Origin of the sequence: Phenylobacterium hankyongense, assembly GCF_003254505.1 — a bacterium.
Lineage (GTDB): Bacteria > Pseudomonadota > Alphaproteobacteria > Caulobacterales > Caulobacteraceae > Phenylobacterium > Phenylobacterium hankyongense.
Map to the genome: position 1 here is coordinate 130,065 of NZ_QFYP01000001.1, position 13,528 is coordinate 143,592.

Below are 13,528 nucleotides of genomic sequence, written 5' to 3' on the forward strand. Positions count from 1 at the left end.
TCGCCTGGCGGCCGGGACGGGCTTTCTCTTCCAGCTGGAGTTCGGACATGGGCCTGCGCGCTTTCGTCTTGGCCGTGGCGCTCCTGCTGGGGGCCGCACCGGCCCAGGCGGAGCCGCAGGGCCTCCCCTCGCCCGGACTCACCCGCCTGCTACAGGCCGAGCTCGCCCGGTTCCCCTCGAAGTCGGGGATCTACGTCAAGGACCTCGCCACCGGCGAGGAGGCCGCGGTGCGCGGCGACGAGCACTTCGAAAGCGCCAGCACCATCAAGATCGCGGTCATGGTCCTGGCCTTCCGGCTGGCCGACGCCGGCAAGCTCGACCTCAACGCCCGCTACACCCTGCGCCCAGAGGATTACCGGGGCGGCTCGGGCGTCCTGCGCTATGGCGATTTCGGCGCCACGCCGACCGTGCGCGACCTGATCACCCAGATGATCATCACCAGCGACAACACCGCCACCGACATCATGATCCGCAAGGTCGGCGGCCCTGCGGCGGTCAACGATTTCCTCCGCGGGTCCGGCTACGTGGCGCTGAAGCTGAACAAGACCCTGCTGGACCACTTCCGCTGGCGTTACGAGGTGCTCGACCCGAAGTATCGCGCCTTGTCGCCGCAGGACGTCTACGCCCTGCAGAGCAACGCCCCCTATTTCACCGCGCCCCGCGCCGCTCTCATCGCCGAGGTGCGCCGCGAGTCCGCCGCGCGTGATCTCGACACCCTGGTGGCGCGCCAGAACGACGTGGAGGACACCTGGCTCGGCGTCGTGACGCCGGTCGAGCTCGGCCGCATGCTGGAAGGGATCGAGCGGGAGACCGTCGCCTCGCCGGCCGCCTGCGAGGAGATGAAGCGGATGCTGCGCGCCCAGCAGTCGGGCGCCCGCAAGATCCCGCACTTCCTCACCGTCCCCGTCGCCCACAAGACCGGCGAGAACACCGGCGTCACCCACGACATGGGGATGATCTATGCCCGGTCGGGGACGATCGTCATGGTGTCGCTGAACACCGGCGCGACCGGTCTGATCGCCGACGCCGACGACCGCATCGGCGAGCTCGCCCGCCTGGTGGTCGACTACTTCGACGGCGCCCGGTAGGCGCCCGGAACGAGGTCGGCGCGGCCGACCCCGAGCGGGGCCGCGCGCGTATAGAGCTGGACGAACAGGCGCCCCGCCAGGAAATCCGCCCGGTCGCGGGCCCGCAGCGTCAGGCTCGACGCCGTCGCCGTCCGGCCGGTGGCCACCAGCTGGGCGATGACCGGTCCGGACCCCTCGCCTTCGCGGCGTTGCAGGGTCACCGCGGTCACCCGGTCGGCGCCCAGGCGCACCACCTTGGCGTCGAAGCCGAGCACGCCGGTGGTCTGATCGTAGCTGAACCTGACCTCGGCCGCCGGCCCGCGGCCATCGGGAGCCGTGGCGACCACGGTCGATCCGAGCGGGCCGGGCGCGTGGCCCTCGACCAGGCGCGGCGTGCTGAACGGCGCCCGCCGCGGCCGGGCCGTCTGCTCCCAGCCGTAGGCCAGCCGCAGCAGGGTCGGCTCCGCAAAGTCGCCGCCCAGCAGCTCGAGCCCGATCGGCAGCGCGCTGGCGGTGAAGCCGGCGGGGATGGCGATGGCCGGCAGACCGGTGGTGGCGCTCAGCTGGCAGCTCGCCCCGCCGCCCACGTCGTCGCCCCCGATCAGCGGCGGCTTGCGCAGGCTGGTGGGATAGGCGACGGCGTCCAGCCGTTGCTCGGCCATCACTTTGATCATCAGGTCGTGCAGCGCCCGCCGCTTGGCCAGGGCCGCCCGATAGCCGTCCGACTCCTTGCGCTCCACGGCGTCGCGCTGCCGCAGGCGTCCGTCGACCTCGTCGTGGTCGAGGCCGCCGGCGATGATCGCCGCCAGCGACTTCACCGGCGTCCCGGGGTGTCGGGCCAGGTAGTCGGCCAGCTCGAACTTGAACTCGTAGTTGATGACGCTGCTGTCCTTCAGCAGGTCGTCCATGCCCGGGACCTGGACCTCGACCACCTCGGCGCCCTGGGCCCGCATGGCGTCCAGCGCCCGATCGACGATCTGCAGGCCTTCCTTGTCCTCCGGCGCCGCGCCGAACATCGCCCGCAGCACGCCGATGCGGGCGCCCTTCAGCCCCTGCGGCCTGAGCGCCGCCAGATAGGACTTCGGGACATGGGCGCCGGCGCCCAGGGTCGACGGGTCGGCGGGATCGGGGCCGACGGTGGCGTCGAGCAGGACGGCCAGGTCGGTGACCGAGCGCGCCAGCGGCCCGCCGATGTCCTGGCTGGAGGACAGCGGGATCATGCCGGCGCGGCTGGAGAGCCCCTGGGTCTCGCGGATCCCGAACAGGTTCTGGTAGGCGGCCGGGATGCGGATCGAGCCGCAGGTGTCGCTGCCCATGCCGGCGACCGCGAAGTTCGCCGCCACCGCGGCGGCGGTCCCGCCGCTGGAGCCCCCCGGCGAGCGGGCCGGGTCATAGGGATTGCGCGTGATCCCGGTCAGCGAGGAGACGGTGGTCACGCCCGAGGCCAGCTCGTGCATGGCGGTCTTGCCGAGGATGATCGCGCCGGCCGCTCGAAGCCGCTGGATGGCGAAGGCGTCGTCGGACGGCTGCGAGTTCGCCAGCGCCAGGGTCCCGCCCGCCGTCGGCATCTCGGCGGTGTCGTAGTTGTCCTTCACCAGCAGCGGCACACCGTGCAGCGGACCGCGCGGGCCCTTGGTCCGGCGCTCCCGGTCCAGCGCGTCGGCCTCGGCCAGGGCGTGCGGGTTCAGGGTGACGATGGCGTTGAGCCTGGGCCCGGCCTGGTCATAGGCGGCGATGCGCGCCAGGTAGGCCTCCACCAGCTGGCGCGAGGTGACCTTGCCGGACGACAGCGCCGCCTGGAGGTCGGGGATCGAGGTCTCGAAGACGTCGAACGTTCCGGCGCTCGGCGCACCCGGTGTGTGGGCGGGGGCCAGCTGCGCCGGCGTGGCCGAGAGCGCCAGGCACAATGGCGCCAGGCAGATCGACCGCTTTAGCGCGCGCTTGAAACTGCCTGGACCGTAGCTCATCGACGATGGCTAGCGCGCCGCGCCCGCGACGTTAACCGCCGATGTTTCGCCAGGGCATAGTCACGGGCTATGGCGTCGCGTCCGCTGCGTCAGCTGGGGGCGCCGGCCGGCGCCGGACCCTCGATCGCCGCCGGACGTCGCCGCGTGCCGCCCAGCAGGCGGTAGATCGCCGGCATGGCCAGCAGCACCAGCGGTCCCTGGGCGATCAGCCCCGAGATGATGGCGATCGCCAGCGGCCGCTCCATCGACGAGCCGCCGCCCAGCGCCAGGGCCAGGGGCGCGAGCGCCAGGATGGCCGCCAGCGTGGTCATGGCGATCGGCCGCAGCCGGTTGACGCCGGCCTGCACCAGCGCGGCCTCCGGCTCCAGGCCTTCCGCCAGCAGCGCCTCGTACTCGGTGAAGTAGAAGATCGCCACCTCGGTGGCGATGCCGAGGATCATGGTGGTGCCCATCAGGGCCATGATGTTCAGCTCGACCCCGGTCACCCACAGGCCGATGGCCACGGCGGAGGCCGCCGTCAGCGGCATCAGCAGGATGCTGATCGCCACCCGGAAGCTCTCGTAGATCAGCAGCAGCAGCACGAACACCGCCGCCACAGCGGCCGCGAACACCAGCGCCATGCCCTGGAAGGCGGCCTGCTGCTCGGCGAACAATCCGCCCATCTCGAAGGTGACGCCGGCCGGCAGCACGCCGGAGGTGGCGACCACCTTCTGCACCTCCTTGGCCGCCGAGCCGGTGTCGCGGCCGACCACCCGGGCGGTGACCGCGTCCATGCGGCGCATGTCCTCGCGGGCGATCTCGGCCTGGCCGGTGACGACGTGGATCTCGGCGATGCGCGACACCGGGAAGATGTGGTTGTCGGCCGGTGACTTCAGCATCAGCGCGCCGATCTGGCTCACCCGCGCGCGGGTCTGGTCCGGCGTCCACACCCGCACGTCGGCGAGGTAGGCGCCCGACTGGATCTGGGTGGCGATCACCCCGGTGAGCAGGCCCTGGATCTGGTTGCTGGCCTCGCCGGCGTCGATGCCTTCGAGCTCGGCGCGCGCCGGATCGACCTGGATCTGCAGGCCGTCGCCGGCGATCACCACGCCGCTCTTCTGCTCGGTGACGCCGCGCACCTTGGAGATGGTCTCGGCCACGGCGACGCCGGTCTTCTGCAGCAAGGCGATGTTGTCGCTGTAGAGCTTGACCTCGATCGGCTGCGGCACGGCGGTGAGGTCGCCGATCAGGTCCTCCATGAGCTGGGCGGTTTCGATCTCGACGCCCGGGACGCTGGCCTGGACCTTGCCGGCCACCTCGGCCATCACCTCTTCGATCGGGCGCCGCCCCTTGGTCTTCAAGCGGATGAAGTAGTCGCCGGTGTTGGGCTCGGTCAGGCCGCCGCCGAGCTGCACCCCGGTGCGCCGCGAATAGGTGTCCACGTCGGGCGTGGCGCGGATGATGGTTTCGATCTGGCGCATGAGCCGATCGGTCTCGGTGAGCGACATCCCAGGCGGCGCGACGTAGTCGAGGATGAAGCCGCCCTCATCGATCTTCGGGATGAAGCCGGTGCCGACGCTGCGGAAGCAGAGCACGCCCAGGGCCGCCAGCGCCGCCACGCCGACGACCGCCAGGACCGGTCGGCCGACGGTGGTTTCCAGCGCCTGCCGGTAGCCGCGCATCATGCGGCCGTTGGGATCCAGCTCGGCGACCCTGCTGCGGGTCTTGACCAGCTGTTCCACCAGCACCGGCACCAGCCACCAGGCCACCAGGAACGAGAGCACCAGCGCCACGGCCATGGTGATGGAGAGGGCCTTGAAGAAGGCTCCGGTGACGCCGGTCAGGAAGGCCAGCGGGATGAAGATGACGATGGTGGCCGCCGACGAGGTGAACAGCGGCCGCAGGAACTCCGACACGGCCCGGGTGATCACGACGACGCCGTTGTCGCGGGCCTCGCTCAGGCGCCGCTCGATGTGTTCGATCATCACGATGGCGTCGTCGATGATCAGCCCGATCGCCGCGGCCATGCCGCCCAGGGTCATGATGTTGAAGCTCTGGCCGACGATCTTGAGGACCAGGGCCGTGGCCGCCAGCACCACCGGCACGGCGATCACCGCCGCCAGCGTAACCTTCCAGTCCCGCAGGAAGACCAGCAGGACCAGCGCGGCCAGGATCACGCCGATGATGATCGCGTTGCGCAGCGACGAGGCGGATTCCAGGATCAGGTCGCTCTGGTCGTACCAGGCCTTCACCTGCATGTCGGCGGGACCCTGGGCGCGCGCCTTCTGGAACACCCCCTGCACGCTCTTGGCGATCTGGACGGTGTTGCCGCCGGGCTGCTGGTAGACCAGCACCAGGACGGCGTCGCGGCCGTCGGCGGTCACCCGGATCCACTGCGGCGCCGGCGCGGCCTTCACCTCGGCGACGTCGCGCACCCGCAGCACCGTGCCGTTGGTGTTCCTGACGACCACGTTCTCGATCTGCCGCGGGTCCGTCAGCCGCGAGTCGGTCAGCACCAGCAGCAGCTTGCCCTGGTCCTCGATGCGCCCGGACGCCGCCAGCACGTTGGCGCCGGTAATGGCGGTGGCGACGTCGCTCACCGACAGGCCGTAGGCCCAGAGCTTGGCGGGATTGGTGTCGATCTGGTACTCGCCCGCCGCGCCGCCCTGGGAGGTGACCCGGGCGACGCCGTTGATGGTCGACAGCACCGGCGCGAGGTTGCGGTCGGCGAAGCGCCGCAGTTCGACGGGGGTCGCGGTCTTCGAGGTCAGGCTGTAGGCCGCGACCGGAAACACCGTGGGGTCCATGCGCCGCACGTCGAAGGCGACGCCCTGCGGCAGCCCGGCCTGGGTGCGCGTCAGCGCCGCCTCCACCCGCTGCAGCGCCAGGTCCATGTCGGACCCCCAGGCGAAGTTGATCGACATCTCCGCGGAGCCGCGGCTGGTGGTCGAGCGCAGGTTCTGCACCCCCGGGATGGCGCGGACCGCCTGTTCGACCGGGCGGGTGATCACCGCCTCCATCTGATCCGGCGGCCGGTCGCCCGCGTCCATGGTCACGGCGATGCGCGGGAAGAGCACGGTGGGGAACAGGCTCACCGGCATGATGAACGCCGCCACCACGCCGGCCGCCACCAGCATCGACAGCAGGGTCAGCAGCGAGCGCCGGCGGCGCGAAACGAACTCGGCGATGTTCATTTGCCGCGAACCTTCACCGGCATGCCGTCCTGCAGTTCGTAGGCGCCTTCGACAGCCACCGACGCGCCCGCGGGAATCGCTCCGAGGATCTCGATGTCCTCACCGCGGTCGAGCCCGACCTTGACGAAGACCCGGTGCGCCTTGCCGCCGGCCACGGTGAAGACGTGCGGGCCGGTCTCGTCGAACACCACGGAGGCGCGCGGGACCAGCAGTCCGGAATGCGTCCCGGTGACCACGTCGCCCTGCACGGCCGCTCCGATCGGCAGCACCGCGCCATTGAGCGGGGCGATCACGTCGAGGGTCTTGGTGGCCTGGTCGGCGGCGCGGCCGACCATGCTGACCCGCGAGGCGATCGGCGGCCCGCCGAACACCGGCCGGATGGTCACCGCCTGGCCAGGGGTCACGTGACCGGCCGCCGGCTCCATGCCGAGCTTCGCGGTCGCGGCGCCGGCGCGCGCCAGCACCAGCAGCGGCGCGTCCTGGGCGACGTGGTCGCCCGGAGCTCCGGTGACGCTGGTCACCACGCCGGCGTGCGGCGCGGCAATGGTCTGCAGTGCGCGGCCGGCGCCTTGCTTCTGCTGGGCGGTGAGCGCCGCCTGGGCGTCGGAGAGCGTCTTCCTGGCCGCGGTCAGCTGGTCGGACGCCGCGAGCCGCTCGTCATAAAGGCGCTGTACGCGGGCCATGTCGGTCTGGCCGAAGGTCACGGCGTCGGCGGCCTGCTTGTAGGCGAGCTCGGCCCCCGGGGCGTTGGCGACCTCCACCAGCCCCTGCCCGGCCCCCACCGTCTCGCCGGCGCGGACCAGGACGCGGGAGACGATCACCGCCTTGGGCGCGGCGATCGTCATGGCGCCGGCCGGATCGGCCTGCACCACGCCGTAGATGGAGACCACGTCCTGCACGGCCTGGCTGCGCACCGACGCCAGCGTCACCGTCGCGGTGGGATTGGCCTCGGCTCCCGCCTCGTCGCCGCCTCCGCGACGCACCACGATGAGCGCCACGACGGCGGCCACCAGCACGGCCGCGGCCGCGATCATCAACAGGCGATTTCGAGTCATTGAGCGGCTCTTGAATCGGCAGGGGGCAGGAACAGCGCCGTCTCCAGGGCGATCTCGGCGAGCCGGGCTGCCAGCTCCTTGTCGTCGAGGTCGGCGCGCCTGGAGAGCGCGGTCTGGGACAGGGTGAGGTAGGTCTGGCTGTCGATGTCGCCGCGGTCGTAGGCGGCGACCGCCGGCTTCACCAGCGCCTCCAGGCGCGGCACGTCCTGGCGCAACACCGCCGCCTGACTCCGCGCCGCAATCAATTCGGCCTGGGCGTTGCGCACCTCGGCGTCGGTCTGGTCGAGGCGGGCCTGGTACTCGGCATGCAGCTGTTCGCGGGTGGCCTTCTGGGTCCGCACCTCGCCGCGGCCGCCGTTGAAGATCGGCAGGGCGAAGGCCGCCTGCAGGCTGTCGGTCACCACGCCGGCGGTGTCCTTGGCGTAGGCCGCGCCGATGTTGTTGAGCGGGAACTGCGCCAGCACCGCCTTGCGCACATTGACGTCCTGAGCGGCGTAGCCGGCCTTCAGGGCCAGCAGGTCCGGCCGGCGCTGCGGCAGGTCGGCGAGCGCCTGGCGCATGGCGGCGTCGTCGTAGGCCGCGACCACCGGTGCGGTGACCAGCGGCAGCATCACCTCGGCGCGCAGGTTCAGGAGCGCGTTGAGGTCCCGCCGCGCCTTCTGGGCGTCATGCAGGGCGGTGGCCAGCTGAGCCTGGGCGTCGAGCTTCACGGCGAGGTCGGCCGCCGCGGTCTGCAGGTTCACGTCGCGGTGCTGGAGGGCCCGTTCGGAGCGGTCGGAGCGGTCCGTGGCCAGCGCCAGCACCTGGCGCAGGAACACCACCCGGGCCTCGGCGGCGAGCGCGGTCTCGGCGAACTGCCGGGCCTGCTGGGCCACGCCCCATTCCGCCCACAGGACGTTGAGGTCGGCTTCCCGGGCGGTGAAGCGGGCGGCCCGTCGCGTGTAGGTGCGTTGCAGGAGGCCCGCCAGGTCGACGCTGGCGGCGAGGCTGTAGGCGACCTGGTTGTCCGGCCCTGCGATGGGGTTGTCCACCGAGGCGGCGATCTGCGGGTCAGGCAGCAGGCCGGCCGCGAACACCTGGGCCTCGTTGACCCTGGTCGCCCGCCGCTTGGCTTCGAGGTCGGAGTTGTTGAGCACCGCCAGCACCGCCACCTCGGTGGGGGTCAGCCCGTCGCTCGGATCGATCCGGATGGTCTTCAGCGGGCCGACGCGCAGGCGCGCGAGGTCGGCCTTCAGCCGCTGCGGATTGTCGGCCAACGCCGGCGCCGTCGGCAGCGGACGAGAATTGTACATGGCGCAGCCGGACAGGCCCGCCGCGGCGGCGATGGCCAGGAGCGCGGCGGCCACGGCATGGGCGGGCCGCTGCCGGAGATCGGACACGGGCGGTCTCCGGCTCATGACGGCGACATCGAGTCCCCGGCGGCCGGAAGCCCCAGACAAACCACGCCAGCGCGCAGGACAGCCATGCTCAAGTTTCCTCCCGGTCCGCGTCTAACCATCGACGGCTTACCTGCCGATGACGGAAAGATTGCTAATCCCCAATGTCGAGCTGTCAGGCGAACGAAACGCGGACGAGCAGACCGGGATCGGAGTCGCACAACTGGATCTCCGCACCATGCAGCTTGGCCACGGCGGCCGCCAGAGCCAAGCCAAGGCCGCTGCCCGGCGTCGTCCGGCTGCGTTCGAGGCGGTAGAACCGGTCGAGCACGCGGCTGCGCTCCACCTCCGGCACGCCCGGGCCGTCGTCCTGCACCGACAGGAGCGCACCGCCCGGCTCGCGGCGGGCGACCACACCGATCCGCGCGCCGGCTCCGGTGTGGCGCAGCGCGTTTTCCACCAGGTTCACCAGCATCTGCGTCAGCAGCTCCGGATCGCCCTCCACCAGAACGGGGCCGTCGGCGGACAGGGTCAGGTGCTGACGGTCGTCTTCCGCCGACGGCGCGAAGGCCTCCACCACGGTCGCGGCGATCGCCGCCAGGTCGCAGGTGCGAAACGCCGCCCGGCGCGCCCCGCCCTCGATCTGGGCGATGCGCAGCAGGGCCGCGAAGGTCTCCAGGATCGAGTCGAGATCGGTCAGCGCCCCTTCGAGCGCCATCGCCGCCTCCTCCGGCGCGGCCTGGCCGGCCTCCAGCCGCTGCCGCAGCCGGGTGAGCGGGGTGCGCAGGTCATGGGCGACGTCGCTGGAGACCTGCTTCAGGCTGTCCATGAGCGTGGCGATCCGGTCCAGCATCCGATTGAAGGTGACCGCCAGGCGGTCGAGGTCGTCCTGCGATCCCCGCACCGGCACGCGCCGGTCGAGATCGCCGTCGATGATCGCCTCGGCGGTGCCGGAGATCGCCCCGATGCGCCGGTGCACGTCGCGGCTGAGCGCGAAGCCGCCGGCGACGCCGAGCACCACGACGCCCGCGAACGCCCAGGCGAAGCCGCGCAGCAGCAGGCCGTCGAGGACCTGGATCTGCTCCTCCTCGGCGCCCACGATAAGCCGGTGGCCGTCCGGCAACGCGACCGTCAGCCGGCGGATCGCCTCCGCCTCGTCGCCCGGCGGGCCGCTCAGGACCGACCAGCCCAGCGGCGCGCGGCCGGCGCCGAGGCGTCCGGCCACCGCCTCCCCGCCCGGCCCCTGCAGGCCGTAGTCGAGCGAGCCCGGGGTGCGGTCGCGCTCCTGCACCGCCTGCAGGACGCCATCGAAGCCCTCCGAGCGGTATTCCAGCACCAGGGCGGCGGATTCCGAGCGGACGCGGTCGTCGAACTGCGCCGAAAGCGCCTGGCGGGTCGTGTAGAGGGTGATGGCGCCCAGGGCGACCACCGACAGGGCGAAGACGGCGGTGTAGAGCGCCGCGAGCCGCAGGCTGGTGGAACGGAACATCTAGTCCGGCTCGCGCAGGACGTATCCGGCGCCGCGAACCGTGTGGATAAGCTCGTGGGCGAATCCGCGGTCGATCTTGCCGCGCAGCCGGCTCATGTGGGTTTCGACGATATTGGTCTTCGGATCGAAGTGAAACTCCCAGATGCTTTCGAGCAGCATGGTCCGGGTGACCACCCGGCCCGCGTGGCGCATCAGGTATTCGAGCAGTTGGTATTCGCGGGGCTGCAGCTCGATGCGGCGCCCGGCCCGGGTGACCGTGCGGCGCATGAGGTCGAGCCTCAGGTCGGCGACGCTCAGGTCGGTGAGCACGTCCTGCGACGGCGGGCGCCGCGCCAGGGCGTTCACCCGCGCCAGCAGCTCGGCGAACGCGAACGGCTTCACGAGGTAGTCGTCGGCCCCGGCTTCCAGGCCTTCCACGCGGTCATCGATGCCGCCCAGCGCGGTCAGCAGCAGCACGGGGACCTTCACGCCGGAGGCCCGGATCGTGCGCAGGATCGACAGGCCGTCCATGCCCGGCAACATCCGGTCGAGGACGATCACGTCGTAGGGCTCGCCGGCGGCCAGGAGCAATCCATCCCGGCCGCCGGCGGCATGATCGACCGTGTGTCCGGCTTCGGTCAGCGCCTTCTTAAGGTAGGCGGCGCCTTCCTTGTCGTCTTCGACGATCAATAGCTTCATGGCGCAACTGTGCCCGAGCTTCCCTGCGGCGGCGAGCCCATCCCGCCGCTTCCCTTTAGTCGGGGTTCTTTCCTTCGGCGGCGTTTTCGAGGACCTTGCCGCTCTTGGCGTCGACACCGACCTCGTAGGTCTTGCCGCCGCTCTTGATGTCGAAGGAGTAGCGCAGGCCGCTGCCGCCGGCTTCCTTCTCCAGCTCCTGGTCGGTGATCGCGCCCGGCCGGGCCTTCAAGGCGGTGGCCCGGGCCTGCGCCAGGGAGACCTGGGCGGCTGCGGCCAGCTCGTGGCCCGTGTAGGACGTGGAGGTCGCGCTGGCGTTCGCGGAAGGCGCCGGCTTCGCCATGGCTCCACCCGCGGCGATGCCGAGCGCGGCCACGGCCGCGGCGGTGATCATCAGATAATTCTTCATGGTACGCTCCTGGGTACGCCCCTTGCGCAAGGCTTTTGGCACGGCCGGCCTGCTCGCGGCGTGGACCCAGGATTACGAATTCCCAACCTGATCGCCTCGGCGGGGCTAGCGGACGCCGCCGAACTTCGCGAACGCGATCAACGCCAGCGTCACGGTGATAGCTCCGCCGATCCGCGTGGCGATCTGCGCGAAGGGCATCAGCTGCATGCGGTTGCCGGCGGAGAGGATGGCCACGTCGCCGGTGCCGCCCTGGCCGGAGTGGGTGCCGTTCACGATCGCGGCCTCGATCGGGTACATGTTGACGAACCGCGCCACCACGAAGCCCGTGCCCATCAGCGCCGCGACGGTGCACACGATGGTGGTGACGGTCGGCAGGTTGAAGGCTGCGATCAGCTTCTCCCAGGGTGTCTTGGCGACCCCGATGGCGAACAGCAGCGGATAGGTCACGCAGGCGGCGAAGAACTGGTAGTTGGCGTAGGCCCCCTGCTCCAGCTTCGGCGAGGCGACGCGGCCGAGCTTCATCAGCACCGCCAGGCCCAGCATCACCACCGGCCCGGGCCAGTTCCAGAGCTTCTGGGCCAGGCCGCCCAGCAGGAACAGGGTCACCACCATCACCACCGCCGCGCCGACCGTCTGCGGGCTGGGCGCCAGCTTGAGGGCCTCCTCGCCGGTGAGGTGGACGTCATGCTCGCCCGGCTGCAGCTGGCCCTCGCCGGTCAGGTGCGGGTAGCGCTTGCCGATGAAGTTGAGCGCGCCGGCGAAGATGATCGCCGTCAGGCTGCCCAGCATCACCGCCGGCAGCACCTCGGCGAACAGGTCGCCCTGCGGCTGGTGCGAGAACTGCGCGTAGCCGACCGACAGCGGAATGGCGCCCTCGCCGACCCCGCCGGCCATGATCGGCACGACGATCTTGAACAGGGTGTGCCGGAAGCCGAGGCCGAGCGCCGTGCCCACGCTGCAGCCCACCACGAAGGCGACCGCCGAGCCGACGATCAGCGGCGCGAAGATCTTCAGGAAGCCTGAGATCAGCACTCGCCGGTCCATGCCGAGAATGGAGCCGACGATGATCGAGGCGATGAACAGGTAGAGGAAGTTGGAGTTGTCGGTGAACTCGGTGACCGACTTCACCAGCGGCGCCGGCAGCAACCCGGCGTATTCCAGATAGGACGGCACGAACGTCGCCAGGATCGCGGCGAACCCCAGGTTCCGGAGGATCGGAACGCGCTTGCCGATCTCGCCGCAGAGGAAGCCGCCGGTCGCCAGCAGCGCGATGCCCATCAGGATGTCGGACGGCGCCTTGCCGATGCGGACGTAGACCGCGGCGATCGCCAGCACGACGATAGCCACCGGCAGCGGCACGATCCCGATGCGGAAATCCATGATGCTCCACCAGCGCCTGATGAAGGCGGGCTCGGCCGCAGGCGGAGCCGGCGTCTCGTCGACGGTGGTCTGGGTCATCAGCTTTCCTTCCTGGTCCCGCCGAGGCCGGCGAACTTAGCCTGTCGCCAAGCTGAATTCACGGTGGGGCGTATTCGCCGTGAGGTCCGGTCGCGGCTGCGACGTCATCGGGAGGAACAGTACCCGTCGCGAGTCCCCGCTTACATGTCACACAGTCCCCTGCCGCTGCGCCAATGCGCGACTGAGGTCAGTCAGGAGCAGGCGAGCGAAGCCTGCGGCCGGTGCTTTCTCGACAGCCTCGAGACGGCGCATCGGGAGGACGAGCCTTTCGTACACTGGAGCCTGCGCGGCGCGCTGCCGGCATCGGCGGTGGCGGCGCTTTGCCAGCTGCCCATGCCGGTCGCAGATCTCGGTAGCCTATCCGGCTCGCGGGAACTGCACAATCAGACGCGGTGCTATCTCGACGCTGACGCCGTGGCGCGGGACGGCGTCAGCCGTAGCTTCGCGGAGACCTTCCAGTCTCCCGTGACGGCCGCGGCGATCCAGGCCAGGACCGGCGCGCGCCTCGCCGGGACCTACCTGCGCATCGAGTACGCCCAGGATACCGACGGGTTCTGGCTGAAACCGCATACCGACCTGGGCGTGAAGGCCTTCACCTTGCTCGTCGGCCTCGCGCCGGAGGGCCGGCCCGACCTTGGCACCGACCTCTACGCAGACCCGGCGCGGTGGTCGGTCCGCGCCACGTTCCGCCCCGGAGACGGGCTCGCCTTCGTCCCGTCGGACCGCACCTGGCACGGCTTCGAGCCGCGCCGGATCGGCGCGGTCCGCAAGTCGCTCATCGTCAACTACGTCACCGACGAATGGCGCGCCCGCGAACAGCTCGCCTTCCCCGATCGCCCCGTGCAGCTCTCCTAGGCCG

Annotated in this window: 10 protein-coding genes; 2 read left to right on the plus strand and 8 right to left on the minus strand. The window is 71.0% G+C overall.

All coding sequences use genetic code 11. From position 1 onward, the window contains the following. Positions 1-47: 47 nt before the first annotated feature. Positions 48-1,088: a serine hydrolase gene (locus tag DJ021_RS00585; protein ID WP_111455679.1), complete on the plus strand. Its 1,041-nt coding sequence runs from the start codon at positions 48-50 to the stop codon at positions 1,086-1,088. On the opposite strand, the gene DJ021_RS00590 is transcribed toward DJ021_RS00585, so the two are convergent. From DJ021_RS00590 to DJ021_RS00625, 8 genes are all read right to left on the minus strand, one after another. Further along, positions 1,067-3,034 (minus strand): amidase, encoded by a 1,968-nt coding sequence (locus DJ021_RS00590; protein ID WP_111455680.1) that lies wholly within the window; start codon positions 3,032-3,034, stop codon positions 1,067-1,069. The two genes, DJ021_RS00585 and DJ021_RS00590, sit on opposite strands and share 22 nt — an antisense overlap. Positions 3,035-3,123: 89 nt before the next feature. Continuing rightward, positions 3,124-6,207 carry an efflux RND transporter permease subunit gene (locus DJ021_RS00595; protein WP_111455681.1) on the minus strand — a complete coding sequence of 1,028 codons (3,084 nt, stop codon included), beginning with the start codon at positions 6,205-6,207 and terminating at the stop codon, positions 3,124-3,126. Continuing rightward, positions 6,204-7,262, minus strand: a complete 1,059-nt coding sequence (locus DJ021_RS00600; protein WP_111455682.1) for an efflux RND transporter periplasmic adaptor subunit — start codon at positions 7,260-7,262, stop codon at positions 6,204-6,206. Before DJ021_RS00600 ends, DJ021_RS00595 begins: the two co-directional genes overlap by 4 nt. Beyond that, positions 7,259-8,641: a TolC family protein gene (locus tag DJ021_RS00605; protein ID WP_165837067.1), complete on the minus strand. Its 1,383-nt coding sequence runs from the start codon at positions 8,639-8,641 to the stop codon at positions 7,259-7,261. Before DJ021_RS00605 ends, DJ021_RS00600 begins: the two co-directional genes overlap by 4 nt. Before the next feature lie 172 nt (positions 8,642-8,813). Further along, positions 8,814-10,127, minus strand: coding sequence for a sensor histidine kinase (locus DJ021_RS00610; protein ID WP_111455684.1), 1,314 nt, complete (start codon positions 10,125-10,127; stop codon positions 8,814-8,816). Continuing rightward, complete coding sequence (locus DJ021_RS00615; RefSeq protein WP_111455685.1) at positions 10,128-10,805, minus strand: response regulator; 678 nt, start codon at positions 10,803-10,805, stop codon at positions 10,128-10,130. It lies immediately after the preceding gene. A 55-nt stretch (positions 10,806-10,860) separates the two neighbouring features. Next, complete coding sequence (locus DJ021_RS00620) at positions 10,861-11,211, minus strand: PepSY domain-containing protein (RefSeq protein ID WP_207801739.1); 351 nt, start codon at positions 11,209-11,211, stop codon at positions 10,861-10,863. A gap of 105 nt (positions 11,212-11,316) precedes the next feature. After that, a complete protein-coding gene (locus tag DJ021_RS00625) occupies positions 11,317-12,669 on the minus strand; it encodes a 2-hydroxycarboxylate transporter family protein (RefSeq protein WP_207801740.1) in 1,353 nt (450 codons plus the stop codon). 144 nt (positions 12,670-12,813) lie between these two features. Between DJ021_RS00625 and DJ021_RS00630 the strand changes: the two genes are divergently transcribed. Then, positions 12,814-13,524, plus strand: coding sequence for a hypothetical protein (locus DJ021_RS00630; RefSeq protein WP_207801741.1), 711 nt, complete (start codon positions 12,814-12,816; stop codon positions 13,522-13,524). The last annotated feature ends 4 nt before the right edge of the window (positions 13,525-13,528 follow it).